The sequence below is a fragment of the Bradyrhizobium sp. LTSP885 genome (assembly GCF_000938305.1).
Taxonomy (GTDB): domain Bacteria; phylum Pseudomonadota; class Alphaproteobacteria; order Rhizobiales; family Xanthobacteraceae; genus Bradyrhizobium.
The window spans coordinates 27762-53221 of sequence record NZ_JYMT01000023.1 but is presented as its reverse complement, the minus strand read 5'-3'; the positions used below and the strand labels follow the sequence as shown (position 1 = coordinate 53221).

29 protein-coding genes are annotated in these 25460 nt (G+C 63.9%); 7 read left to right on the top strand and 22 right to left on the bottom strand.

Going from position 1 to position 25460, the window contains the following annotated elements; translation table 11 throughout:
• Positions 1-148: 148 nt before the first annotated feature.
• Positions 149-1840: a diguanylate cyclase domain-containing protein gene (locus tag UP09_RS16420; protein ID WP_044539282.1), complete on the bottom strand. Its 1692-nt coding sequence runs from the start codon at positions 1838-1840 to the stop codon at positions 149-151.
• A 110-nt stretch (positions 1841-1950) separates the two neighbouring features.
• On the opposite strand from UP09_RS16420, the gene UP09_RS16415 reads away from it, so the two are divergent.
• Entirely contained in the window at positions 1951-2640 is a 690-nt protein-coding gene (locus UP09_RS16415; protein ID WP_044539281.1) for a YggS family pyridoxal phosphate-dependent enzyme, read from the top strand.
• 181 nt (positions 2641-2821) lie between these two features.
• On the opposite strand, the gene UP09_RS16410 is transcribed toward UP09_RS16415, so the two are convergent.
• Together UP09_RS16410 and UP09_RS16405 are read right to left on the bottom strand one after the other, a co-directional pair.
• The gene (locus UP09_RS16410; protein WP_044539280.1) at positions 2822-3607 is read right to left on the bottom strand and encodes a 2-keto-4-pentenoate hydratase; all 786 of its coding nucleotides are present in this window, start codon (positions 3605-3607) and stop codon (positions 2822-2824) included.
• A 17-nt stretch (positions 3608-3624) separates the two neighbouring features.
• Positions 3625-4164, bottom strand: a complete 540-nt coding sequence (locus UP09_RS16405) for a L,D-transpeptidase family protein (protein ID WP_044539279.1) — start codon at positions 4162-4164, stop codon at positions 3625-3627.
• 243 nt (positions 4165-4407) lie between these two features.
• On the opposite strand from UP09_RS16405, the gene UP09_RS16400 reads away from it, so the two are divergent.
• Positions 4408-5094, top strand: a complete 687-nt coding sequence (locus tag UP09_RS16400) for a response regulator transcription factor (protein WP_044539278.1) — start codon at positions 4408-4410, stop codon at positions 5092-5094.
• Between the two features lie 56 nt (positions 5095-5150).
• Positions 5151-5591: a cyclic nucleotide-binding domain-containing protein gene (locus UP09_RS16395; protein ID WP_044539277.1), complete on the top strand. Its 441-nt coding sequence runs from the start codon at positions 5151-5153 to the stop codon at positions 5589-5591.
• A gap of 122 nt (positions 5592-5713) precedes the next feature.
• Here the strand turns inward: UP09_RS16395 and UP09_RS16390 are convergent, their stop codons facing one another.
• The 15 genes from UP09_RS16390 to UP09_RS16320 form a co-directional block, all read right to left on the bottom strand.
• On the bottom strand, positions 5714-6529 hold the full coding sequence (locus UP09_RS16390; protein WP_044539276.1) for an exodeoxyribonuclease III: 816 nt from the start codon (positions 6527-6529) through the stop codon (positions 5714-5716).
• Positions 6530-6614: 85 nt separating this feature from the next.
• Positions 6615-7439: an outer membrane lipoprotein carrier protein LolA gene (locus tag UP09_RS16385; protein WP_044539275.1), complete on the bottom strand. Its 825-nt coding sequence runs from the start codon at positions 7437-7439 to the stop codon at positions 6615-6617.
• Positions 7440-7535: 96 nt separating this feature from the next.
• The gene (locus tag UP09_RS16380) at positions 7536-10010 is read right to left on the bottom strand and encodes a DNA translocase FtsK (protein ID WP_044539273.1); all 2475 of its coding nucleotides are present in this window, start codon (positions 10008-10010) and stop codon (positions 7536-7538) included.
• 16 nt (positions 10011-10026) lie between these two features.
• The gene (locus UP09_RS16375) at positions 10027-11253 is read right to left on the bottom strand and encodes an aminotransferase class I/II-fold pyridoxal phosphate-dependent enzyme (RefSeq protein ID WP_044539272.1); all 1227 of its coding nucleotides are present in this window, start codon (positions 11251-11253) and stop codon (positions 10027-10029) included.
• A 284-nt stretch (positions 11254-11537) separates the two neighbouring features.
• Positions 11538-11942, bottom strand: a complete 405-nt coding sequence (locus UP09_RS16370) for a GFA family protein (RefSeq protein ID WP_044539271.1) — start codon at positions 11940-11942, stop codon at positions 11538-11540.
• A 199-nt stretch (positions 11943-12141) separates the two neighbouring features.
• Complete coding sequence (locus UP09_RS16365; RefSeq protein ID WP_044539270.1) at positions 12142-13590, bottom strand: ammonium transporter; 1449 nt, start codon at positions 13588-13590, stop codon at positions 12142-12144.
• Positions 13591-13629: 39 nt separating this feature from the next.
• Entirely contained in the window at positions 13630-13968 is a 339-nt protein-coding gene (locus tag UP09_RS16360) for a P-II family nitrogen regulator (RefSeq protein WP_044539269.1), read from the bottom strand.
• Between the two features lie 347 nt (positions 13969-14315).
• Entirely contained in the window at positions 14316-14918 is a 603-nt protein-coding gene (locus tag UP09_RS16355) for an ATP-dependent Clp protease proteolytic subunit (protein WP_044539294.1), read from the bottom strand.
• A 39-nt stretch (positions 14919-14957) separates the two neighbouring features.
• On the bottom strand, positions 14958-15314 hold the full coding sequence (locus tag UP09_RS16350; protein WP_044539268.1) for an SRPBCC family protein: 357 nt from the start codon (positions 15312-15314) through the stop codon (positions 14958-14960).
• 11 nt (positions 15315-15325) lie between these two features.
• On the bottom strand, positions 15326-15640 hold the full coding sequence (locus UP09_RS16345; RefSeq protein ID WP_044539267.1) for an ArsR/SmtB family transcription factor: 315 nt from the start codon (positions 15638-15640) through the stop codon (positions 15326-15328).
• A 135-nt stretch (positions 15641-15775) separates the two neighbouring features.
• On the bottom strand, positions 15776-16270 hold the full coding sequence (locus tag UP09_RS16340) for an ester cyclase (RefSeq protein ID WP_082070159.1): 495 nt from the start codon (positions 16268-16270) through the stop codon (positions 15776-15778).
• A gap of 26 nt (positions 16271-16296) precedes the next feature.
• On the bottom strand, positions 16297-16992 hold the full coding sequence (locus tag UP09_RS16335) for a hypothetical protein (protein WP_044539266.1): 696 nt from the start codon (positions 16990-16992) through the stop codon (positions 16297-16299).
• Positions 16980-17318 (bottom strand): PadR family transcriptional regulator, encoded by a 339-nt coding sequence (locus tag UP09_RS16330; protein ID WP_044539265.1) that lies wholly within the window; start codon positions 17316-17318, stop codon positions 16980-16982. Before UP09_RS16330 ends, UP09_RS16335 begins: the two co-directional genes overlap by 13 nt.
• A 110-nt stretch (positions 17319-17428) precedes the next feature.
• Positions 17429-18760: an ammonium transporter gene (locus tag UP09_RS16325; protein WP_044539291.1), complete on the bottom strand. Its 1332-nt coding sequence runs from the start codon at positions 18758-18760 to the stop codon at positions 17429-17431.
• A 76-nt stretch (positions 18761-18836) separates the two neighbouring features.
• Positions 18837-19175, bottom strand: a complete 339-nt coding sequence (locus UP09_RS16320) for a P-II family nitrogen regulator (protein ID WP_044539264.1) — start codon at positions 19173-19175, stop codon at positions 18837-18839.
• A 270-nt stretch (positions 19176-19445) separates the two neighbouring features.
• On the opposite strand from UP09_RS16320, the gene UP09_RS16315 reads away from it, so the two are divergent.
• Positions 19446-20339, top strand: coding sequence for a DUF4339 domain-containing protein (locus UP09_RS16315; protein WP_044539263.1), 894 nt, complete (start codon positions 19446-19448; stop codon positions 20337-20339).
• A gap of 3 nt (positions 20340-20342) precedes the next feature.
• Here the strand turns inward: UP09_RS16315 and tesB are convergent, their stop codons facing one another.
• The gene (gene tesB / locus UP09_RS16310) at positions 20343-21203 is read right to left on the bottom strand and encodes an acyl-CoA thioesterase II (protein ID WP_044539262.1); all 861 of its coding nucleotides are present in this window, start codon (positions 21201-21203) and stop codon (positions 20343-20345) included.
• Between the two features lie 196 nt (positions 21204-21399).
• Between tesB and UP09_RS16305 the strand changes: the two genes are divergently transcribed.
• The gene (locus UP09_RS16305) at positions 21400-22620 is read left to right on the top strand and encodes a ubiquinone biosynthesis hydroxylase (RefSeq protein WP_044539260.1); all 1221 of its coding nucleotides are present in this window, start codon (positions 21400-21402) and stop codon (positions 22618-22620) included.
• A gap of 87 nt (positions 22621-22707) precedes the next feature.
• Here the strand turns inward: UP09_RS16305 and UP09_RS16300 are convergent, their stop codons facing one another.
• The 3 genes from UP09_RS16300 to UP09_RS16290 are packed head-to-tail and all read right to left on the bottom strand — an operon-like array spanning position 22708 to position 24408.
• Positions 22708-23625 carry an alpha/beta hydrolase gene (locus UP09_RS16300; protein ID WP_044539259.1) on the bottom strand — a complete coding sequence of 306 codons (918 nt, stop codon included), beginning with the start codon at positions 23623-23625 and terminating at the stop codon, positions 22708-22710.
• Positions 23622-23819 (bottom strand): Trm112 family protein, encoded by a 198-nt coding sequence (locus UP09_RS16295; RefSeq protein ID WP_044539258.1) that lies wholly within the window; start codon positions 23817-23819, stop codon positions 23622-23624. Before UP09_RS16295 ends, UP09_RS16300 begins: the two co-directional genes overlap by 4 nt.
• Before the next feature lie 46 nt (positions 23820-23865).
• Entirely contained in the window at positions 23866-24408 is a 543-nt protein-coding gene (locus UP09_RS16290; protein ID WP_044539257.1) for a TetR/AcrR family transcriptional regulator, read from the bottom strand.
• 97 nt (positions 24409-24505) lie between these two features.
• Between UP09_RS16290 and UP09_RS16285 the strand changes: the two genes are divergently transcribed.
• Both UP09_RS16285 and UP09_RS16280 read left to right on the top strand, forming a co-directional pair.
• Positions 24506-24856 carry a hypothetical protein gene (locus UP09_RS16285; RefSeq protein WP_044539256.1) on the top strand — a complete coding sequence of 117 codons (351 nt, stop codon included), beginning with the start codon at positions 24506-24508 and terminating at the stop codon, positions 24854-24856.
• Between the two features lie 23 nt (positions 24857-24879).
• A complete protein-coding gene (locus UP09_RS16280; protein WP_044539255.1) occupies positions 24880-25302 on the top strand; it encodes a PaaI family thioesterase in 423 nt (140 codons plus the stop codon).
• Positions 25303-25460 lie beyond the last annotated feature (158 nt).

The following is a 25460-nucleotide window of genomic DNA, read 5'->3' as shown; positions in this document are numbered from 1 at the left end:
GCTTTCGCTAGGACGACGCTGAGTGTGTTGTCGGCAGCACGCCGGCTACTTTGCATGGGGTTGTTTTCGATATTTTGGCAGTGCGCCGCTGGCCCGAAGGGGGAGGGAGTCTGAAGAGCGAGCTCGCCTGACGCGGCTTGGTGACGACTTAGCTCGCCAGCGCCATCCCGGCCTCGTCCAGCCGCTGCAAGAACCCATGCTCGACCACCGCATTCCGGCCGCGGTGCTTTGCGGCGTAGAGGGCGGCATCGGCGGCTTCGATCAGGTCGCCGGGGCGCTGGGTGTCGTTCGGCGTCGTCGTCGCAACGCCGACGCTGACGGTGACGACGCTGTGGCTCGAAGTGGCATGCGGCACGCCGAGGCCGAGCACGGCGGTGCGCACGGTCTCGCCGATCGCGAGCGCATGGGCGGCGTCGGTGTTCGGCAGCAGCAGGCAGAATTCCTCGCCGCCATAGCGGCCGGCAAAGCCCAGCGTGTCCGCCGCGATGCCGGACAGCGTCTCGCCGATCCGGGTGAGGCAGGTGTCGCCTTCGGGGTGACCGTAGGTGTCGTTGTAGAGCTTGAAGTGATCGACGTCGATCATCAGCAGCGACAGCGTGCAGTCATATTGCTGCGCCTTGAGCCATTCGAAGTCGAGCCGGCTCTGGAAGCCGCGGCGGTTGGCCAGGCCGGACAGCGCGTCGATCGAGGCCATCACGGTCAGGCGGTCATTGGAGGCGAGGAGCTCGCGCTCGCGCTGGCTGAGCTGGGCGGCCATCGCGTTGAAGGCGCGGGCGAGCGGAATGAACTCCGACGGCAGCTTGTGCTTGGCGACGCGCGCGGATGCGTCGCCCTCGCCGAAGCGTCGTGCCATGCCGGTCATCAGCTCGATCGGATGGATGATCAGCTTCTCGGCGCCGACCAGGGCTCCTAACAAAACGAACAGACAGACGAAGCCGAGCTGCAGATAGGCGGTGCGGATCTCGCGGTTGATCGCCGCCGTCACCTTGGCTTCGTCCATGCTGACGATCAGCCGCGATTCGGTTCCGGCGATGCGCGCGAAGCTCAACGTCCGCTGCGCGCCGTCGGACGCGGTGAATGACACCGAGCCCGCGGGCTCGTCGTAGCTCAGCGCCTTCTCCGCGATCGCCGACATCAGGGGAACGGTGTCGAGCGAGCGGCCGATCAGGCTCGCATGGTCCGATGGTGCGGCGATCACGACGCCGGTGCTGTCGACCAGGAGCGCCGACATGCCCGGCCGGCCGCCGAGATTGGCCATGATCTGCGACAGCCAGTCGATATTCATGCCGGCGACGACGACGGCATCCTGATCCGGATTGATTGCTGATACCGGATAGGCCGCCATCATCATCGGCCGGCCGTTGGTCTTGCCGAACAGGTAATCGCTGAACACGAAGCCGCCGCTCTCCTGCGCCTTCTTGAAATAGTCGCGGTCGCCGAGCTTCAGCCCGACCTGGAAGTTGAGGTTCGAGCACTGCACCAGTCCGTCCTTGCTGACGAACATGATGCTGCGAATCCACGGCAGGTTGGTCGGCAGGCTGGCGCGCAGCACCTCGCAGCTGCGCGCGATGCCGCCGGAGGCGCGGATATAGGCGGCCGACTTCAACATGGTCTCGACCGAGGAGATGACCTCGCGCTGGGTCTCGGCCGCGTGGTGGGTCAGATTGGCGTATTCTTCGGCGGCCTGGGCGACCTGCTTGGCGCGGAAATCTTCCAGGGTGCGGACGCGGTCCAGCATCAAGGGAGCGACCAGCATCACAGCAAGCAGGGCCAGCCGGGCACGAACGCCCAGAAGCTTCTTGAGTTTGACCCGGTTGCGGTTGAAAGTTACGCCCGACATTTTCGTCCCTTGCCCCGTGAGCCAAGGTAGAATGAAGGGCTTCAAAAAGCCTTTCCCGAATTTGGTAAAATTCGACCCAACCCCCGAGCCTGTCAGAAAACGGCACAAGCATGACGCAAAGCCCGACCACGTCGTTATCAGCCCATTCACCAAACGGCCTCGCCGCCGTCGAGCAGGAGATCGCGCGCGCCTGCAAGGAAGCGCGGCGCGACCGCGCGACCGTGACGCTGATTGCGGTCTCCAAGACCTTCGATGCCGACGCCATTTTGCCCGTTATTAGTGTCGGACAGCGTACATTTGGCGAGAATCGGGTGCAGGAGGCCAAAGGCAAGTGGCCGGCGCTGATGCAATCCCATCCGGGACTCCTGCTGCACCTGATCGGGCCGCTGCAGTCGAACAAGGCCAAGGAAGCGGTCGCGCTGTTCGATGCGGTCCATTCGGTCGACCGTGTCAGCATTTGTGAAGCGTTAGCCAAGGAAATCAAATCTCAAGGCAAGCAGCCGCAACTGTTCGTCCAGATCAACACCGGCGAAGAGCCGCAGAAGGCCGGCGTCGCGCCGCAAGACGCCGACGCCTTCCTCGCCGCGTGCCGCGAGACCTATGGGCTGACGATCTCAGGCCTGATGTGCATCCCGCCAGTTGACCAAGCGCCGGCACCGCATTTCGCGCTGACCGCCAAGATCGCCGCGCGCAACGGATTGACGAATCTCTCGATGGGCATGAGCGCGGATTTTGCAGTGGCGATCGAGATGGGCGCGACCCATGTGCGGGTGGGGTCGGCGATTTTTGGGGCGCGGTAGCCGCCGCATATGGCGTAGGGCTCCCTCGCCCCGCTCTTGCGGGGAGAGGGTTGGGGTGAGGGGCTGCTTCCGCGAGCTGTGAACGTGGTGAGACCTGTACCCCCTCACCCGGATCGCATTCCGCTCCGCTGCATGCAATCCGACCTCTCCCCGCAAGCGGGGCGAGGTGGAAAAGCGCAGCCTACGCGAACCCCACCGACACCTCTCCCAGCACGCCAAAATCTGCCGCGAAGACATCGCCGGCCTGGATCGGCAGCGGCGGATGGCAGGTGCCTGTCGTCACCACCTCGCCTGCGCGCAATGTCAGCTCGAGCGCGCGCAATTCATTGGTGAGCCAGGCCAGCGCCACGCGGGGATCGCCGAGCACGTTCTTGCCGTGGCCGACATAGTGTTCGCCGCGCAGCGCAATGGTCGGTCGCTGCTCGACGAGATCCATCGCGCGCCAGTTGGCGGATGTTGCAGGGCCCAGCACGAACAAATGCGCGCAGGCATTGTCGGCGATAAGCTGGGCTTCGCCGGCGGAGGTGAAATCGGCGAAGCGCGAATCCGGAATCTCGATCGCCGGATGCAGCGTGCCGACCGCATCGAGCACCTCCTGCACGGTGTAGGGTGTTGGCCGCGGCGGCAGGTCGCGCGCCATCCGGAAGGCGAATTCCGGCTCGCCGACGCGCATCTCGTTGCCTGTCATCGACGCCGTGCCGCCATCGGCAATCACGGTCTCGGCGAGGATGCGCCCGGCCAGCGGCCCCGCGACATTGATGTGCTTCTGGCCGGCTTCGCTGGTCGCCGCGATCTTCCAGCCGAACAGTTTGTCACGCGACGTCTTTTGCAGTTCGGCCTGCACCGCGTAGCCCTCGGCGCGATCGCGCGGCCGCATTGCGCTGGCGAGTTCGCCGAGCTTGGTGCCGGCGTGCCAGTGCTGATGCAGCGTCCTTGATGCAGCGGCGATCTGATCGTTGTTCAGCATTCGTTGAATTCCAATTGCTAGCCGATGACGATCTTGGTCTGCGGGCTCATCCGCCGCAACAGGCGCAGCATCGATGTCTTCGTCATCGAGACGCAGCCGGCCGTCGGCGAAAAATTGCTGCGGGCCAGGTGAAGGAACACGGCGCTGCCGCGGCCGGCGATGCGCGGCGCGGCGTTGTGGTTGATCTCGACGATGAAGTCGTAGAGATGGTCTTCGCGCGTCAGGCGGTCGCCGGCCTGCTCCCGGTCGAGCCGGATCGGCTGGTTGTAACGGCGGTCGCTGGGATCCTCGCACCAGGCGTCCTGGGGGCGGATCGAACGGGTCGGCAGCAAGGTTTTCGGTCTGGAACAGCGGTCGGCGCGCCACCACAGTTGCAGCGGATGGAAGATGCCGCGCGGCGTGCCGCCGTCGCCCTCCCGCTTGTTGGCGAGGATGCCGCCGCGCCCGAGCGCCACCGGCACGGTCCAGCTATCAGCCGTCAGCCAGCCCCGGCGCGGGTCGCCGGCGGCGGCGCGGACACGGATTGCGGAGAGCGGATGATCACGTGATTCTGTCATATAAGTGATTGAAATAGCTCGGCTTCCTCTAAGAATCGTTCCAATCCAAACTTGCCTTCGGACATCAGCTTGTTCTATCTGGCGGGATTACAGGACATTCACCTCACCCCCGCCGAATTTGGGATAGACTGCCGTCGCCTTGTGAATCGGCAACAACAGCCTACCTGAAAGCCTATCTACCCGAAGTGTGGCCATAAGCGCTGTCCGCTTCTGACCGTTCGCTGCCCCCCAAAGGATGTACCTATGGCCAATGCCCGCAAGATCTTGATCGTGGATGACGATACCGATCTGCGCGATACGCTGGTCGAACAATTGTCGCTGCATGAGGAATTCGAAGCCTCCGCAGTCGATACCGGTGCCAAGGGCGCCAGCGCCGCCAAAGCCAATTCCCCCGATCTGGTGCTGATGGATGTCGGCCTGCCCGACACCGACGGCCGCGAAGTGGTCCGCTCCCTGCGCAAGGGCGGATTCAAGGCCCCGATCATCATGCTGACCGGCCACGACACCGATTCCGACACCATTCTCGGGCTGGAATCCGGCGCCAATGACTATGTGGCAAAGCCTTTTCGTTTTGCGGTGCTGCTGGCCCGGATCCGGGCCCAGCTGCGCCAGCACGAGGCCAGCGAGGATGCCGTGTTCTCGGTCGGTCCCTACTCCTTCCGGCCCGGCTCGAAGATGCTCACCGGCGCCAATGCCCGCAAGGTGCGGCTGACCGAGAAGGAGACCGCGATCCTGCGCTTCCTCTACCGCGCCGGCCAGATGCCGGTGTCGCGCGAGACCCTGCTCCAGGAGGTCTGGGGCTACAATTCCGGCGTCACCACCCATACGTTGGAGACCCACATCTACCGTCTCAGGCAGAAGATCGAGAAAGACGCCGCCAATCCGGAGATCCTGGTCACGGAAGCCGGTGGCTACAAGCTGGTGCCGTGATACGATTCGCGCTCAACGATTCGTGAAATCGAGGCGCACCGCGGTCACCGGCCTGAATGTCGATCGATGATGATGTAGCCCTGCTCGAGCGGGTCCCGACAATGCGTCTGTTGGGCGATACCTCGTTGCGCATGCTGGCGATCGGCTCCGAGCAACGCGATTTCAACCAGGGCGACCTGCTGTTCAAGGTCGGCGACGACGCCGATGCCGGCTACATCGTGCAGCGCGGCGCTTTCCGGGTCGAGGAGGGCGGCGCCGAGATCGTGGCCGGCCCCGGCGCGCTGATCGGCGAACTCGCTCTGATCGTGGCGATGAAGCGGCCGTCGACCGCAATTGCGCTGGAACGCACGACCGTCATCCGCATCGCGCGCAGCCTGTTCCAGCGCGTACTGGAAAGCGACCCCGCCGCCGCCCGCCGCCTGCGCGACGAGCTCGCGATGCGGACGAGTCAGTTGGCCAGCGATATATTGATGGCGGGCGCGAAGCTGAGTACCTAGCTCGCCCCTCTCCACCGTCGTTCCGGGATGGCCCGAAGGGCCAGACCCGGAATCCATTTAGCCACAGCGCCCGCGTCACGATGGATTCCGGGCTCGCGCTGCGCGCGCCCCGGAATGACAAACTAAACCTCCAGCACCGCCGTCACCGGCACATGATCCGACGGGCGCTCCCAGCCGCGGGCGTCGCGGGTGATTTTGAAATCGCTGACGCCATCCTTCAGTGCGCGCGAGACCCAGATGTGGTCGAGCCTGCGGCCGCGGTCGGCGGCGGTCCAGTCGGCGGCGCGATAGCTCCACCAGGTGTAGACCTTTTCCGACATCGCAATCCGCTCGCGCGCGACGTCGAACCATTCGCCATGCGCTTGCGCGGCGAGCAGCTTCTCGGTTTCGACCGGCGTGTGCGAGACGACCTTGAGCAGCTGCTTGTGCGACCACACGTCGTTCTCATGCGGCGCGACGTTAAGGTCGCCGACCAGGATGTGGCGATCGTCGCCACGCGGATGCAGCGGCTCGCACGCCTTCATCTCGTCTAGGAATTGCAACTTGTGCTCGAATTTCGGATTGAGCGCGGGATCGGGAATGTCGCCGCCGGCCGGCACGTAGAAATTATGCAGCACCAGCGGCTTTGAAAGCTGCGCCTTTTCACCGAAGGAAACGGAGATGTGCCGCGAATCGACCTTGTTGCAGAAGGTCCTGATATCGCTGCTCTCGAACGGCAATCGCGAGACGATGGCGACGCCGTGATAGCCCTTCTGCCCGTTCAGCGCGACGTGCTCATAGCCGAGCCGCTTGAAACGCTTCAGCGGAAACGCATCGTCGATGCATTTGGTTTCCTGCAGGCACAGCACATCCGGCCGCGCGCTCTTCAGGAATTTGGCGACGATGTCGATGCGAAGCCGCACCGAATTGATGTTCCAGGTCGTGACGGAGAAACGCATGAGGGCTGCGTCTTAGCACGGTTCGCGGCCGCGAAGCGCATTGTCCACAGGCGGGAATTCGGATTACGTCGCCTCGCTTGCGGGGCTAGCCCGGCGAGGCGCCCGGGTATTTCGTGAAGTCGATCTTGAACATCGACGGGTCGGGCTTCTGCGTCACATCCAGATTGTAAACGGCGACCGTGGTGTCGTAGCCCTGCGGGTCGGTGACGGTCCACTGCTTGAGCTTGCCGTCCTTGGTGCCGATCATCAGCATCAGTCTGCTGGTGCCGACCAGCGCCTGCTTCTCCTCGATGGTGACGCTGACGAAGACATCATCGGCGGTGACGCTGACGACATTGGTGTCCTTCAGCAGGTCGATGCGATCGGACAGCAGATAGCGCAGCGGCGTCTGCGACAGCGGATAGATGTCCTGGGTGGCGAGCCTGCGGTCGCGTACCGCAACCGACGAGCCGTCGGCGATGATCTCGATCGGAGACGGATCATCATATTCGAAGCGCACCTTGCCGGGCTTCTGGATGAAGAAATCGCCCTTGGTCTTGCTGCCGTCGGGTCCGACCTGGACGAAGTTTCCGACCAGCGTCTGCAACGATGACAGATAGGTGCTGACCTTGGCGGCCTGTGCCTTCTGGTTGGCGTCGAAGCTCGCGAAGATGTTGGCGGGCACGTTGCGGCGCGGATCGGGAATGACCGGATCGGGCGGCGTCTGGGTGGCGCCAGTGGTCGCCGGACCCTTGTCCTGCGCGGTCGCTTGCGCGCCGCTGTCTTTGGGCTTCGGTGTGGATTTGGGTGCGGGTTTCGGTGTCGGCACGTTCTGCGCCGTGGCGGCGGAAGACGCGCCGCCGGCGATCGCGGCGGAGACGAGGAGAGCCAGCGCGTAGCGCGTGAAACGGTGAGTGAAGTGCTTTTCCATCAGATATTTAGGTCTCTGTTCGACGCTCGTCCCGCTTCGCCCGATCTTATCGCGCCTCATCCGAAGCGGATATGGCTTTTCCGTGAAGATTCCCGATCAGAACTGGCCTTCTTCCTCCTCGACCAGGATTTCGCGTTTGCCGGCGTGATTCGCCGGGCCGACGATGCCTTCGAGTTCCATCCGCTCCATCAGCGAGGCGGCGCGGTTATAGCCGATTTGCAGCCGGCGCTGAATGTAGGAGGTTGACGCCTTGCGGTCGCGCTTGACGATCGCAACCGCCTGCGTGAACAGGTCGCCGCCGCCGCCGTCCGCACCCATGCCGGTGGAATCGAACACGGCGCCGCCCTCCTCGTCGGTCGGCTCTTCGGCGGTGACGGCCTCCAGATACTCCGGCTGTCCCTGCGTCTTCAAATGACGCACCACCTTCTCGACTTCTTCATCGGACGCGAACGGGCCGTGCACGCGGCTGATGCGGCCACCGCCCGCCATGTAGAGCATGTCGCCCTGGCCAAGCAGCTGCTCGGCGCCCATCTCGCCGAGGATGGTGCGGCTGTCGATCTTCGACGTCACCTGGAAGGCGATGCGGGTCGGGAAGTTCGCCTTGATCGTGCCGGTGATGACGTCGACCGACGGACGCTGGGTGGCGAGGATAACGTGCAGGCCGGCGGCGCGCGCCATCTGCGCGAGGCGCTGCACCGCGCCTTCGATGTCCTTGCCGGCGACCATCATCAGGTCGGCCATCTCGTCGACGATGATGACAATGTAGGGCAGCGGTTCGAGGTCGAGCTTCTCTTCCTCGTAGATCGCCTTGCCGGTTTCCTTGTCGAAGCCGGTGTGCACCGTGCGCGTCAGCTCTTCGCCCTTGCCCTTGGCTTCGAGGAGACGCTGGTTGTAGCCGTCGATGTTGCGGACGCCGAGTTTGGACATCCGCTTGTAGCGTTCTTCCATTTCGCGCACCGCCCATTTCAGCGCGACCACCGCCTTCTTCGGATCAGTGACGACGGGCGTCAGCAGATGCGGGATGCCGTCATAGACGGAAAGTTCGAGCATCTTCGGATCGACCATGATCAGGCGGCACTGGTCGGGCCGCAGCCGATACACCAGGCTGAGGATCATGGTGTTGATCGCGACCGATTTGCCGGAACCGGTGGTACCGGCGATCAGCATATGCGGCGTGCGCGCGAGGTCGATGATGACGGGATCGCCGCCGATCGTCTTGCCGAGACAGAGCGGCAGTTTTGCAACCGACTCGGTGGTCTCTTTCGCGACCAGCAGCTCGCGCAAGTACACCTTCTCGCGATGCGCGTTTGGCAGCTCGATGCCGATCGCGTTGCGCCCGGAAACGACGGCGACGCGGGCCGACAGCGCGCTCATCGAGCGCGCGATGTCGTCGGACAGGCCGATGACGCGCGACGATTTGATGCCGGGCGCGGGCTCGAGCTCATACAGCGTAACGACCGGGCCGGGATTGGCCTTCACGATCTCGCCGCGCACGCCGAAATCCTGCAGCACGCCTTCGAGCGCGCGCGAATTGGCTTCCAGCTCGGCCTTGCTGAGCGGCTGGCGGTCGCTCGCCTTCGGCGCGCTGAGCACCGAGACCGACGGCAGCTCGAACTTGTCGGAGGATTTTTTCTTGACGCGCGGCTCGGGCTTCTTGCGCGGGGCGCGGGCGACGGGAGCTTCCTCTTCGTCGTCCTCGTCGGCGCTGAAATGTTCAGGTTCGTCGTCGTCCTCGGCGGTGGGTGCGATCGGCGGCGCGGCGCGGCCATTGCCGCCGATATTGGGCTCCTGACGTTCGAAGGCCGCCGTTCGGCTCTGTGGCGCGCTCGAGACCAGCGATTTGTAGGCCGTTCCAAACAGCCAGCCGAGCCGCGCCTTGGTGCTCATCAGCGCGTGGAACAGCCAGCCCAGCGAGACCGAGCTGCGGTCGTTCTCTTCTTCCTCGACGAACGGCTCGTCATCGTCGGATATCGGCGTCAGCTCCGGATCGCTCTCCTTGGCGCCCCAGCCGCAGGCAAACAGGAAGCAGGCCGCCATCGCGGTAAATAGGATGAGGCCGAGCACGAGGCGATAGATGAAGCCGGGCGGGCCAAGGACGACCGCCGGCGCGCGCACCAGCGCATCGCCGACCACGCCGCCGAGCCCGGTCGGCAGCGGCCATGTGGTGTTGTGCGGCCAGCAGCTGGCCAAGCCCGCCGCGATCACCGTGCACAGGATCCAGCAGCCCAGCCGCAGCGCCTCGCGGTCGAAGGCGCGGTGCGTCAGCATCCGCCAGCCCCATACCGCAACGGGCAGGATCAGCATGATCGCGCCGAGCCCGAGGATCTGCATCAACAGGTCGGCGCCGATCGCGCCGGGATAGCCGAGCACATTGCGGATCGCGCGCGAGGTGGCGTGACTCAGCGATGGATCCTGCACCGACCAGGTCATCAGCGCGGCAGCGAGGACGCCTGACAGCGCGATCAGGCCGAGCCCAGTAAGCTCGCGCAGCCGCCGTCCGAGCGCCTCGCGAATCGAGAGCGGCAGATGGCCGACCAGGGGAATGACACGTTCGATCGCAGGCATGCTCAATCTTCGCGCTTGGCGATTAACCCAGGGTTTCGACCAGCCGATGCAAAGCTTCGGCTGCAGATTCGCTGTCGGAGACGAGCGCAAGGCGGATATAGCCCGCGCCCGGATTGGAACCGTCGTTCTGCTGGCGCGCCAGATAGCTGCCCGGAATCACCCGCACGCCGGCGTCGCGATAGAGACGCACCGCCGCCGCCTCGTCGCCGCCGCGGTCGGAGACGTCGAGCCATACGCAGAAGCCGCCTGCGGGCCGCTTGTAGCCGTAGCGGTTGCCGAGGATCTGGTCGGCGAAATCGAACTTGATGCGATAGAGCCGGCGGTTCTCCTCGACATGGGCCTCGTCGCTGTAGGCTGCGACGGCGACATGCTGCAGCGGCACCGGCACCTGCGGTGCCGCGACATTGCGCAATTCGTGGAACGCGGCCAGAAACTTGCTATCGCCAGCAGCGAAGCCGACGCGCATGCCCGGCAGGTTCGAGCGCTTCGACAGCGACTGGAACGCGACCACATTGCTGAAGTCGAGGCCGGCGCATTCCAGAATGCTGCCGGGCGCTTCCTTGGTGTAGATCTCCGAATAGCACTCGTCGGAGAGGATGATGAAGCCGTAGCGGTCGGCGAGCGCTCTCAGGCGGATGAGATAGTCGCGCGAGGCGACCGATCCTTGCGGATTCGCGGGCGAGGCGATGAAGAACGCGACGGTGCGCGCCAGCGTGGCTTCGTCGATCGAATCGAGGTCGGGCAGGAAGCCGTTGGCGAGCGTGGTCGGCAAATAGATTTGCTCGCAGCCGGCGGCGCGGGCGCCGGCGCCGTAGGCCGGGTAAAACGGGTTCGGCATCAGGATCGCGGGTGTGCCCTTGCGCGGCGAGACGTAGCGCGCGGCCGTGATCGCGGCGAAGAACAGCCCCTCGCGACTGCCGTTCAGCACCATGATTTCGCTCTCGGGATCGACCGGGCGGGGAAGATCGAACCGGCGCGACAGCCAAGCCGCCACCGTGCGGCGGAACGGTTCGATGCCCTTGGCGATCGGGTAGCGGCCGAATTCGGCGGTATATTTTGCCAGCACTGGCCCGACGAAATCGGGTACGGGATGCTGCGGCTCGCCCAACGACAGCGTAATCAATGGTTTAGACGGCTGATAGGGAGCCAAGAGCTCGGTCGTGCGCAGGAACGGCGAACGCTCCGCCTGGCCGGCGGATGCGACATTGCCGGCGCCTTGCGCCACGCCGGATGAGGCAGTCATAGCCATGTTTGAAGCGCCAGCACTTTCACTGCGATCGGGGGTGGGGAGGTCCGACCGTAAACCGATCAAATCACCATAGATAGGGCGAGGTTAAGACGCGATTAACCATCGGCGGCGGGGGGCGATATGGGTGATTTCGATGGGCCTGGATGTGGCCGCCCGCCGCAGTATCCGACGATGGCGATCCCGGAAGTTGCCGGGATAACGAGCTCTGCTTGCTTCATGGCAAGGCGGCGCGCGCCGGCCGATGAAGCGCGCGCGACGTCGCCTGATGCCAAGTTCTCGCGCGGTTAGTGCGCTGGCATCTTCTCGAAGGCCGGCATATCCGCGGGGATCTGATGGAACGCCTGCTTGTCGCAGGTGAAGATTGCGGCCTGCGGGCTGTAGAGCGCCGGATTGTCGAAGGTGCCGACCTTCAGGATCGCGGCGGGCAGCCCGGGCACCTTGGTCGCCAGATGGGTGCCGCATTCGGGGCAGAATTCGCGCGTCACGGGGCGCGCGAGGTCCTTGCGGGTGAACTGCTTGGGTTCGCTTGCGGTATATTTGAAGCCGGTGACCGGCATCGCCATGAACATGTTCGGCCCGCCGCCGGTGATGTACTGGCATTCCCGGCAATGGCATTGCGCCGCCATCATCGGCTCGCCCTCGGCCTCATAGCGCACCTTGCCGCAATAGCATCCGCCTTCGACCTTCATGACGTGCTCCTGTTTTTGTTGGCGCAGCCTCGTTGTTCCACAGAGGCGGGTAATCGCAGCAATTCTTTCTCAAGACACGACAAAAAGAAAGGGGCTCCAACTTGCGCTGGAGCCCCTCAACGGTCCTGGCATTGCCGGGTATGTGCCCGGACCGTAGTTCTGGACCTGGCGCCGGAGGGGCGCCAAGTCCCGGGAGAACTCACATGTTGTAAGCGCGCTCCGTGTGCTCGGTGATGTCGAGGCCTTCACGCTCGGTCTCGACGTTGGCACGCAGGCCGACGATCACATCGACGACCTTGTAGAGGATCGCCGAACCGATGCCTGAAATCACCAGCGTGGTGCAGACGCCCCAGCACTGCGAGATCATCTGCGCCGCGAAGTCGTAGTCGGCGACCTTCGGCGGGATCGCGGTGTAGTCGATGATGCCGGCACCGCCGAGCGCCGGGTTGACCAGGATGCCGGTGCCGAGCGCGCCGATGATGCCGCCGACGCAGTGGACGCCGAACACATCGAGCGAGTCGTCATAGCCAATCGCGTTCTTCACGACGGTGCAGAAGAACAGGCAGACCACGCCGACCACGAGGCCGAGCACGATGGCGCCCATCGGACCGGCATAGCCGGCCGCCGGTGTCACCGCGACGAGTCCCGCGACCGCGCCGGACAGAGCGCCGAGCAGCGAGGGATGGCCCTTGATGATCCATTCCGCGAACATCCAGGACAACGCCGCCGCGGCCGTGGCCACGAAGGAGTTGGTCATGGCGAGCGCAGCGCCGCCATTGGCTTCGAGGTTGGACCCGGCGTTGAAGCCGAACCAGCCGACCCAGAGCAGCGAGGCGCCGATCATGGTCATGGTCAACGAGTGCGGAGCCATCAGGTCCTTGCCGTAGCCGGTGCGCTTGCCGATCAGGAGCGCGCCGACGAGACCGGCGATGCCGGCGTTGATGTGCACCACGGTGCCGCCCGCGAAGTCAATCGCACCCTTCTTGAAGACCCAGCCGGCGTCGGCGTTGACTTCATCGAGCTTGGCCTGCGCCGCGGTCTTTGCGGCACCGTCAGCCGCGGCAGCGAGCGCCTTGGCGGCATCCTGGATCGCGTCCGGACCGGCCCAGTACCAGACCATGTGCGCGATCGGGAAGTAGATCAGGGTGACCCAGAGCGGGATGAACAGCGCGACCGCCGAGAACTTCATGCGCTCGGCAAAGGCGCCGACGATGAGGGCGGGCGTGATCGCCGCGAAGGTCATCTGGAAGCAGACATAGACCAGCTCCGAGATGTTGGCGTCGACCGAGAAGGTCGCCGCTTTCGAATCGGGGGTAACGCCCATCAGGAAGGCCTTGGAGAAGCCGCCGATGAAGTCGGAACCGCCGGTGAAGGCGAGGCTGTAGCCGTAGAGGGCCCAGAGAACGGTGACGATGCACACGGTGTAGAACACCTGCGCCAGCACCGAGAGCATGTTCTTGGAACGAACGAGACCGCCGTAGAACAGCGCAAGGCCCGGGATGGTCATCAACAGTACCAGCACTGTCGAGGTCAGCATCCAGGCGTTGTCGCCCTTGTTGACGGTTGGCTCGGCGTAGGCGGCGGTGGTGGCGAAGAGGCCAACCGCGAGGGCCGCCAGTCCCGCGCTATAGGGACGCTTGAACGTCATGTTGTTTAACTCCTGAGGTCTTAAGGTTTGAGCGCGAAATCAGAGGGCCGCGGCATCCGCCTCGCCAGTGCGGATACGGACCGCATGCTCGAGGCTGATGACGAAGATCTTGCCGTCACCGATCTGTCCGGTCTTGGCGGCTGCGGTGATGGCATCGATGGTCTTGTCGACCTGGTCGGAGGCGACTGCGACCTCGATCTTGATCTTCGGCAGGAAGCTCACGGCATATTCGGCGCCGCGATAGATTTCCGTGTGGCCCTTCTGACGGCCGTAACCTTTGACTTCCGTCACCGTGAGACCGTGAACGCCAATGGCGGTCAGGGCGTCACGGACCTCTTCGAGCTTGAATGGCTTAATGATCGCCATAACAATTTTCATGAGTCCTATCCCCGCTTGGGCCCGGTGCGAACGAACACCGGGAGATTTTGCGACTGAGGTTCACCACGCGGAGAGCTTCCATTACGCGGGCACAGCCAGACCCGTTAGAATCAAATGCCGTGCCAGATTGGCGGCGCTCCCTAACGGGTTATGAATCCGGACCTTTTCCCGCTTTGCGGGAGGCGCCCGGGAATGCGCCATTCCGTCGCGCCTAAAATCTGGTCACGCCTGATTAAAACGTAAGCGAGACAGACTCCGGACATAATCTTGCCCAGAGCAGTGGCAGGTTTGCGGTAATTAGGTAGGTCTGGGGTTGCTGCAGCGCAGCGACACGAAGACGCCGACCGTCAGGCGGCATCGCGTTGCGCCAGAACCTTGTCGATCAATCCCCACTCGCGGGCCTGCTGCGCGGTCATGAAGTGATCGCGGTCCAGCGTCCGCTCCACCTCGTCTTCAGGGCGCCCGCAATGCTGCGCATAGAGCCGGGTGATGCGCCGTTTGGTCTCCTGTATCTCGGCGGCGTGGATCAGGATGTCGGAAGCCTGGCCCTGGAAGCCGCCGAGCGGCTGATGCACGTGAAGGCTGGCGTTGGGCAAGGCGGCGCGGTGACCGGGCTCGCCGGCCATCAGCAGGAACGACCCCATCGAGCGCGCGGTGCCCATGCACAACGTATGGACCGGTGCCTTGATGAACTGCATGGTGTCGTACATCGCAAGCCCGCTGGTGATCACGCCGCCATAGGAGTTGATGTAGAGATTGATCGGCTTGTTCGGATTATCGGCCTCGAGGAACAGAAGCTGCGCGCAGACCAATCCGGACATGGCGTCATTGACCTCGCCGTTCAGGAAGATGATGCGCTCGCGCAAGAGCCTGGAATAGATGTCGAAAGATCGTTCGCCGCGGGCCGATTGTTCAACGACCATAGGGACGAGTTGCATCATGTCGCGCATCGGCGACCTCCATTTCAGCATGCGATGAAGTTTGGTTGTCTAGGCCGCGCGCATCAGGCAGCGGCCGTTGGTGTTGGCTGCTTGCGGCCGCGTTCGCCTGTTGTCACAGACTTCCTGAATGATCCGAAACCTTGTGCCGCCGGCCTCGTTCGGTTCGATCCGGAAGGTGACGCGGCTTTCGCGAAACGGTGGTTCGGACTCGCGGAGGCGGTAGCGCACCTCCTCGCCCTTTACCGTCGCTTCAGGTTCGGCCCTCGCGAGGTCGCAATCAGGAAGCCAGCGTTCGCGCAGCGCGGGAATGCTGACGGCGCGCCAGACCTTTTCAGGCGGCGCATCGAACTCATATTCGAGCACCAGGTCGGCGTCGGCGTGGTCAGGCTTGATTGCGTCGCTCATTGATCCAAGTCCTATTGATCCATGTCCTTCAGGAGGTCGTGGAGCGCATCCATCCGCTTCGGCCAGTAAGCGCGGTAGCGCGCAAGCCATGTCCCGATGCTGGCGATACCGTCCGGATCGACCTCGTAGTTGACAAAGCGGCCTTGCCGCTGTTCGCGCACGAGGCCGGCCGCGCGCAGCACCGCGAGATGCTGCGACATCGCCGGTTGGCTGATCTCGATTCCGTCGCGCAAGGCGCTGGCGTTCAGGCTTCCGCCAGCGAGCTTTTCAAAAACCTGTCGGCGGGTGGGGTCGGCCAGCGCCTTGAAGATGTCAGCTTCGATCATGACGATACATAAGCATATACTTATGTGACGCGCAAGTCCGCAGCGACATCAAGCCCGCAGCGACCGGGAGGCTCGCCGGCTCTACTGCGATCGGCTGACAGCGACGACTGACGTCTTATCGCGTGGAGTTTCTGGTCATTTGCCGGACAGTTGTTTTTCCAGTCCGACGGTATCGATCAGGTCCCAATGCTCTGCGAACTTGCCGCTCTCAACGCGCCAGATGTCAACGGTCGCAAACGAGATCCTCTTGCCGGTGCCGGCAAATCCTCGAACGACGTGGTCGTGCGTTGCCGTGTAGGTGCAGCGCGCGACGACCTTAGCGCCATCGATGATACGATCCTCGACGTGCATTTGAATATCGGGCCATGTTTCCTGAATGCGATGAAAGTTTTCGACCTGAGCTGGCAGCCCGGATGGGCTGCGGCCTGAGTGCTGGATATAGTCTTCGGTGAAAATTGTCGGGAATACAGTTGTGTCGTGCGCATTTATGGCGGCCGCATAGCGATCAAGCAGTGCGGAATTCGCGGCGTTTGCATCAGCCGACGATGCAGCCCGCACCATCGCGTGTGGGGCGATCGCAGCAGCAGCACCGGCCGTGGCGAGAGCGAGAAAAATGCGGCGATCGGTCATGTCAGGAGGTCTCCGGGAGCCGAGAGTTAGAGGTCAAATCGCAGGGTTGCTGTTGCGACAAGAGACGTCACCGCATGAACGCTGGCGACGAGCACCACGACAAGCGCAACCTCGATCCCGACTGACGCGATCGGTATCAAGTGAGAGGTGGACCACCCAACCCCGGAAAGCCGAAGAGCGGTCAGGACGATGTCGGCCAGCACTGAACCTATCAGCGCCGCTCCCGCGGCGGCCGACAGCATGAACGATCGCTGTAGCCGGGTTTTGTCGAGCGCGCCCGACGGCATGCGGGAGGCGTAAACCCATGCGCACAGCCCGGCAATCAATGCCAGATAGAACGCATACCGGTCGAATGCGTAGGCGATGACGCCGATATCCTGGAATCTTGCAGGCTCGCTCGCGGTCCAGCCCGTGGCCGCATACCACGCAACGCGTGCCTTCATGGCGGCGAATACGCCGAGCACGATCAGAAGGACGATTGGTCCGACAGATCGAGACCGCTTTAAGAGCGATGTAGCCGCAAATTGCGCGGCAATGGTCTTTGCCGGGCCGAACAGCTCAATTGCTTTGCGTTCCGCCTCCATGATGTTGCCGGCAGGGTGGCGTTCTGCGGATTGGCGAAGGTGATCCTCGACCTCTTCACACACCCGGCGCGACAATGACCGATCAAAAGACAGTTCACACGCGAGCGACTCAAGATATTTGGCGATCAGGTGCGACACGGCCTTGGCTCCGCAAGAAGACCATTAACGGCGCTTGAGAATTGGACCCATGAAGTCCTGCGCTCGACCATTGATGCCTTGCCGCGCTTGGTCAGCGCGTAGACCCGGCGGCGGCGGCCGATCGGAGACTTTTCCCAATGACTGGACAGCAGCTGCGATGCCTCAAGGCGATGCAGTACCGGATAGACCGTGCCTTCCGGTAGATCGAAGGCTCCACCGCTCCGGCGGCGGATTTCATCGATGATGGCATAACCATGTGCCGGAGCCGCCTCGACAGCGGCGAGCACGATCATATCGAGATGCCCTTTGAGTGTTTCGCCTTCCATACCTAGCATTGCTAGGCAATGTGACGCTTGGTGTCAAGCGCCCTCGCCTCGTGATCTCCGTCTGACGCGACCGGAAACGGCTGACCTTGCGTCCGCAATTCGGTTTCAGGTTACTGCAGCGCCTCGCCGTGCTGGGAAATGTCGAGGCCTTCCAGCTCCTGCTGCAGCGAGACGCGCAGCGGCACGAAGACGCTGACCAGCTTGAGCAGCACATAGGTGACGCCGCCGCACCACACGAAGGTGACGGCCACGCCATAGAGCTGGATCAGGAGCTGCTGCGGACGGCCCTCCAGGAGACCGGCAGTGCCGCCGATCGCCGACGTGGCGAAGATGCCCACCAGCAACGTGCCGGTCATGCCGCCGATGCCGTGCACCCCGAACACGTCGAGCGAGTCGTCGTAATTGAAACGATGCTTCAGCCAGGTGCAGGCCCAGTAGCAGACGAGCCCGGCAATGATCCCGATGACGATGCCGTGCCAGGGCGCAACGAAGCCGGACGCCGGCGTGATGGTGCCGAGGCCTGCGACCGCGCCCGAGATCATGCCGAGCACCGACGGCTTGCGCCGCTTCGCCCATTCGAGCGCGCCCCAGGTCAGCGCACCTGCGCAGGCCGCAAGATGGGTGGCGATGATCGCCATCACCGCATGCGAATTGGCCGCCAGCGCCGATCCGCCGTTGAAGCCGAACCAGCCGACCCAGAGCAGGCCGGTGCCGACCACCGCAAGCGACAGATCGAACGGCGACAAATTATCGCTGCCATAGCCGTGGCGGCGGCCCATCACTTTCGCAGCGACCAGGCCGCTGACGCCGGCGGAGAGATGCACGACGAGGCCGCCGGCGAAATCCAGCACGCCCATCGCGGCGAGGAAGCCGCCGCCCCACACCCAATGCGCCAGCGGCACGTAGGCGAAAACGAACCAGCCGATCGAGAACAACAGATAGGCGGAAAACCGCATCCGGTCGGCCACCGAGCCTGCCACCAGCGCCACCGTGATGATCGCGAACGTCATCTGGTACAGCATGAACAGCGCTTCGGGGATGGTCTTCGCCGCCGGATTGACGCTGTCCATCGTGAGCCCTGCGAGGAACCAGCGGTCGAGCGTACCGAGCCACGGACCGTCGCCGACGAAGCTCAGCGAATAGCCGAAGGTGACCCAGAGGATCGAGACGATCGCAACCGCAGCGAGGCTCTGCGCCATCGTCGCCAGCACGTTCTTCTTGCGCACCATGCCGGAGTAGAACAGTGCGAGACCCGGAATCGTCATCATCAACACCAATGCGGTGGCGATGATCATCCAGGCGGTGTCGGCGGGGTTGATCGTTGAATTGACGCTCGGATTGACGCTTGCGCCTTGGGCGAAAGCTGGCGTGCCCAGCGCAAGCAAAATTGCAGCATTGATCGGCGCAGCCGATAGCGCTGCGCGAAGAGCCCGTGCCCCCATGATCATTCCCCGGCGTGTCGTGGTTTTGTGGCGCGCGCCAGCGTCGTTGCCGGCGGCGATGTCAGATTGGAAGGTCTTAGAGCGCGTCGCGGTCGGTCTCGCCGGTGCGGATGCGCAAGGCGTGATCGATCGGCGTCACGAAGATCTTGCCGTCGCCGATCTGGCCGGTGCGCGCGCTCTGGGTGATGACGCTGACCGCCTTCTCGGCGAGGTCGCTATCGACCGCGATCTCGATGCGCAGCTTGGGCAGGAAGTTCACGACATATTCGGCGCCGCGGTAGATCTCGGTGTGGCCCTTCTGGCGGCCATAGCCCTTGACCTCGGTCACCGTCATGCCGTGGACGCCGATCCCGGTCAGCGCCTGGCGCACCTCATCCAACTTGAACGGTTTGATGATCGCGACGACGAGTTTCATGGTCAGGCCTTTATTCTCTCAAGGTTTCCGCACCGGCCCCCTCGGAGTGGCGAATTGCCATTCCCAGGGCGCTTTTTGCGCCTGCTAACTCTGGCATCTTTCTGGGCAAATGGCACAAAAAAGTTGCAGACTGAAGGGGAAAACGTGGGCCGCGGGTGAACTCCCTCACTGTACGGGATGAGAACCGTCGGCCAGAATGCGGTTTTCCCGCCCGGCCAGCGGTCCCGCTGGCTCGTTTCGCCTAGGCTGCGCGCGCTCCGAGGAAACAAAATGTCCAACCGAAACTGGTTTTATGCATCCGAAGGCCAGCAGAAAGGCCCCTTGCCCGAGGCTCAGCTCCGCGACCTGATCGCCCGGGGGACGGTGCGGGCCGATACGCTGGTGTGGACCGAGGGCATGTCCGGCTGGCAGAAGGCGGCCGAAATTCCCGGTCTCGTCCCCGGCGCCGGCGCGCCTCCGGCATTTCCGCAGGCCGGCGGTCCGCCCCAGGTGGTGGCGTCCGGAAGCTATAGCGGCGGGCCGCTGTCGGTCGATTTCGGCATCTGGGATTTTACCTGGCGCAGCATCGTGTGCTCGATCGCGAGCTGCTTCATCGTCCCGGCTCCGTGGATGATCGTCTGGTACCTCAAATGGCTTATCCCGCACATCCACGTGCCGGGACGCCCGAACCTCAGCTTCGAGGGCACGGCGATGACGATCGTTCCCTGGTTTTTCGGCGGCGTCGTGGTTGTGATCGCCGCGTCCATGAGCGGGTATCAGTCACTCAACATTCTGGTGCTGCTGGTTGAGGTCGCGCTCTATTGGCTCTTCTTCAAATGGTTCGTCGGGAGCCTAGCATCAAACGGGCAGTCCCTGGGACTGAGCTTCTCCGGTTCGTTCTGGGCCTATCTCGGATGGTTCGTTCTGACGATCGTTTCCGCCATCACGATCATCGGGCCAGCCTGGGTTTACGCGGCCTGGACCCGGTGGTTCTGCCGGAATATCGAGGGTACGCGCCACGAAGTGATCTTCAACGGCACCGGACTGGAATTTCTTTGGCGCGGGATCGTGGCCATCATCGGCTTCTCCTTCATCATCCCGATTCCGTGGGTGTACCGCTGGCTGATGCAGTGGATCGCGTCGCAGACGGTTCTCGTCGAGCGCGGTTCGCAGCAAGACGTGTAGGCGCTACCGCCGCTCGCGCACCGAGCCTTCCTGCGCCACCGACGCCACCAGCGTGCCGTCGGGCTTGAAAATGAGACCGCGGGTCAGGCCGCGGCCGCCTTGCGCGCTCGGCGAATCCTGCGCGTAGAGCAGCCATTCGTCGGCGCGGAACGGGCGGTGAAACCACATCGCGTGATCGAGGCTCGCCGGCATCATGCGCTTGTCGAACAGTGTGCGGCCGTAGCGCGCCATCACGGCATCGAGCAGCGAAAAGTCCGACGCATAGGCCAAAGCGCACATATGTAGCGCCGGATCGTCGGGCAGTTTTGCCGCGGTGCGGATCCAGACATGGATGCGGCCGTCGTCGATCTTCTGGCCAAAATAGCGACCGAGCTCGACCGGACGCAGCTCGATCGGCCGGTCGGATTCGTAGTAGCGGCGGATGAAGTCGGGCATCTCCTTGAACATCGGTTGCTTGGCGACTTCCTCCGCGGTCAGCTTCTCCGGCGGCGGCACGTCGGGCATCGTCTCCTGATGATTGAAGTTGCTCTCTTCCTCGGCATGGAACGAGACCATGATGGAGAAGATCGCGTTGCCGTGCTGGATCGCGGTGACCCGGCGGGTCGAATAGCTCTTGCCGTCGCGCAGCCGCTCGACCTGGTAGATGATCGGGATCTGCGGATCGCCGGGCAGGATGAAATAGCAATGCAGCGAATGCGGCAGCCGGCCCTCGACGGTGCGGCATGCCGCCACCATCGCCTGTCCGATCACCTGCCCGCCGAACACGCGCTGCCACCCCGTCTTCGGGCTGTTGCCGCGGAACAAATTCACCTCGAGCTGCTCGAGATCGAGGATGGACAGCAAGTCGATCAGGCTTTTGGACATGGATCGCTTTCGCTTCGATTTTACCCGTCATTCCGGGGCGATGCGTCAGCATCGAACCCGGAATCTCGAGATTCCAGGTTCACACTTGCGCGTGCCCCGGAATGACGGTCTCCACCTTGTATCTAAGCCCTGTTTCGCCCAGCTATTATCAGGTAGCAAGCACAGTCTGAGTGCGCCAAGCGCGTAAAGGAAGGGCATGCCGGTACAGCGAAGCATTGTGATCTGCGGGGGCGCTTTCGCTGGGCTAGCGCTGGCGCTGGCGCTGCGCCAGGGGCTCGGGCCAGATGTTCCCGTGATCGTGGCCGATCCGGCGCTCAGCCAGCGGCCGAGCCGCGATCCGCGCGCGACCGCAATTGTGGCGGCCTGCCGGCGGCTGTTCGAGACGCTCGGCGTCTGGGGCCAGGTCGCGCCGACCGCGCAGCCGATATCGGACATGGTGGTCACTGATTCCCGGCTGGAAGACGCGACCCGTCCGGTGTTCCTGACTTTTGCCGGCGACGTCCAGCCCGGCGAGCCCTTCGCGCATATGGTCGAGAACCGTTATCTGATCGATGCGCTGGCCGCGCGCGCTGAAGCCGAAGGCGTCGAGCTACGCGCCATCGCGGTGTCGACCTTCGAATCCCGTGCCGACGGCGTCAGCGTGACGCTGGCCGACGGCAGCGTGATCGATGCGAGCCTGTTGGTGGCCGCGGACGGCGCGCGCTCAAAGCTGCGCGAGCGCGCCGGCATCGCCACCCATGGCTGGGACTACGATCAATCCGGCATCGTCGTTACCGTCGGGCATGAGCGCGAGCATCACGGCCGTGCCGAAGAGCATTTCCTGCCCGCAGGCCCGTTCGCGATCCTGCCGCTGACCGGCAATCGTTCGTCGCTGGTGTGGACCGAAACGCGCAAGGATGCCGCGCGCATCACCGCGTTGAGCGACGACGAATTCCACGCCGAGCTCGAGCAGCGTTTTGGTTTGCATCTCGGCGAGATCAAGGCGCTCGACAGACCGCGCGCGTTTCCGCTCGGCTATTTCGTCGCGCGCTCCTTTATCGCCGAGCGGCTGGCGCTGATCGGCGACGCCGCGCATGTGATCCATCCGATCGCGGGGCAGGGGCTCAATATGGGCCTCAAGGACGTCGCGGCGCTTGCCGAAGTCGTGGTCGACGCGGCGCGGCTCGGCATGGATCTCGGACAGGCCGACGTGCTCGATCGCTATCAACGCTGGCGGCGCTTCGACACGGTGGCGATGGGCGTTGCCACCAACTCGCTGAACTTCCTGTTCTCCAACGAATCGACGCTGCTGCGCACCGTGCGCGACATTGGCTTGGGTCTCGTCGACCGCACGCCGCCATTGAAGAGCCTGTTCATCCGCCAGGCGGCGGGATTGTCAGGCGAAGTGCCGCGGCTGTTGAAGGGCGAGGCGCTGTAATTCGTAGCCCGGATGAAGCGAAGCGAAATCCGGGACCAGTTTCTCCTCGGATGGACCTGCCCCGGATTGCGCTGCGCTCCGTCCGGGCTACGGAGCTGAGATAAAACTCGCCACCGCGTCGATCATGTCAGGGTCGAGCGGCCGCTCGGGCTGATTGTAGCTCGCCACATCATCCGCCTCGTCTGACACGTCGACCAGCACGTGGTTCATATCGGGCAGCCACAGCGATTTGGCGGCGAAGTCTGCGGAGGCGAGCGCGAGGAAGTCGAGCCGCGCCAGTTGATGGTCGCGGCCGCCTGCGATGATCAGCGTCGGACTCGTGATCTTCTTCATGGGATCGATCGGATCCTCGGTAAAGGCAGATGCGATGCCGGGCTGCATCGCAGGCGCGATCGCAAACCCCGCCGGTGGCGGATCGACGACTTGCCCGGCCATAATGTCATCGATGGCCTTGGCGATCGGCGCGAATTTGTCCGGCGGCAGCTGCTTTTCGAGTTGCGCCTTCAGGAGGGCGCCCTGCTTGCGCGCCGCGGTCGCGAGCAGCACCAGCCGGTCGACCGGCACGCGTTGCGCGGCGAGGATCGCGACCAGGCCGCCCTCGCTGTGCCCGATAACAGCTACTCTTGAGAATTTGCCGCTGCCGCGCAGATCATCGATCAGCGCTGCGGCATCGCCGACAAAGTCCTTGAAGCGAAAATCCTCGGGTCGGCCGAACTCCTTCTTCCAGCCGCCGGCGCCGCGCTTGTCGTAACGCAGTGTCGCGATGCCTCGTGCGACCAGTTGCTCGGAGAGTTTCTTCAGCGTCGCCGGCTTGAGCTGCGGCCCGTTGCCGTCATGGTCGGTCGAGCCGGAGCCGGCGATCAAAAGCGCCACTGGCGGCCTTGCAACGTCGGATGGGACGGTCAGCACCGCATCGATGGGCCCGACCCGGATCTTGCTCTCGTCAGCCGCCGCGCCCGCCAGCGAGACGAGCAGCAGCAGCAATGTGACGATTGCCCGCGTCAATCGATCTTTCGCGCCTCTTCCGGCAGCATGATCGGGATGCCGTCGCGGATCGGATAGGCGAGCTTGGCCGAACGCGAGATCAGCTCCTGCTTCGCCGCGTCGAATTCCAGTGGCCCCTTGGTGATCGGGCACACCAGGATCTCCAGGAGCTTCGGGTCGGCGGTGCTTTCGAGATGGTCGGGCGTGGAATTCATTGCGGTCTCCGGCTGGCGGTCGTGTAGCACATCCCGACGCGGGGTGTCATGACGGCGGCTGTGTTACCATCCGCAGCAGTTCGGCGACCACGGCCTGCTGCCTGTCCTGCGACAGCATTTGGTCGGACAATGCGAAGCCGAGAAACGTCCAATAGACGATTTGGGTGCGGTCGCGCGCGACGGCGTCCGGCAGGCCGGCCCTTCTCAGCAGGCTTTCGACATAGTCCAGCCGGCGGCGGTCGATGGCCTGAACGGCGGCGCGGGGCGCGGGATCGTGCGCGGCCCAGCTGCGCACGGCTTTCTCCAGCACAAGCCTGCTGCCGAAGGTCAGGCGCAGCAGCACGGCGACCGGGTCTTCGCCTTTGGCCGCCTCGATGCCGGCGATGATCTGCTCGGCGGCGACGTCGCGCCAGCGCTTGAGGATCGCGGCGTGGAATGCGCCGATATCGGCGAAGTGCCAATAGAAGCTGCCGCGCGACACCCCCATCGCCTTGGCCAGCGGCTCCGCCTTCAGCGCCGTGAAGCCGCTCTTCGCCAGCGTCTTCAGGCCCTGGTCAAGCCAATCCTGCGCCGAGAGTTGATCCGCCATGGTTTCCGGATGTTGCTTCGTTCCACCATACACAAGTGTATTGACAGCCGCCAGCGTCAGGGATCATAACCATACAGTACTGTATGGAGCCGTTCCGATGCGTGATCTTCTGCTGCAGGGTGCCGGTGTCATCGCTATTGTCATCAGCCTGATCCACGGCGTGCTCGGTGAGACCAAGGTCTTTGCCCGCGCCACCGTCGAGCCGCCGCGGCTGCGACTGTTGCTACGTCTCGTATGGCAAGCCGGCACGATCGCCTGGGTCGGCGGCGGCGTGCTGTTGATCGCAGCGCCCACGATGGCCGACGACGTCGCGCGGCACTGGATCATCCTCACGCTCGCCGTCGTGTTCGGCTGTGCCGCTCTCGCCAACGCGATCGCGACGCGTGGTCGCCATTTCGGCTGGATCGGGATGAGTGCCGTCGTGGCGCTCGCGGTCGCCGGCTATTAGCGCACGTCGCGGGGGAGTTTTGCATGACCGCCAATCCGGGATTTGATCTGCAGCGTCTCGTCGCGACCAATGGTTCGGCCGCCTTCAATCGCATGGCCGGCTTCGAGGTCGTCGCGGCGGGCGATGGCGAGGTGGAGCTGCGCATGATTTGGCGTGACGATCTCACCCAATACGCCGGACATCTGCATGCCGGCATGATCGCTGCCCTGCTCGACACCGCGTGCGGCTTTGCGGCAGCCACCGTCGTCGGCAACGTCACGGCCTCGCACTTCTCAATGAATTGCCTGAGGCCGGCCGTCGGCCGCAGCTTCGTCGCCAAGGGCACGACGGTGCGCGCGGGACGCAGGCAGGTGTTCGCCCGCGCGGAGCTCTTCGCGGAAAACGAACAGGGCGAGACCTCGCTGGTCGCAACCGGCGAAACGGTGCTCATTCCGCTCAGCAGCTGATCGGTCGGCTGTGAACGCGCCGGAAGTTATGGAGCCATCAATTTCGATGCGGATTCGGCTTACGCGCGGATAACCATGCCACCGAAAGTTGTGAAATCTTATCGAGAAGAAAGTTCAAGCGGATTATTCGTCGGAGTGAACAATCATGGACCGACGCG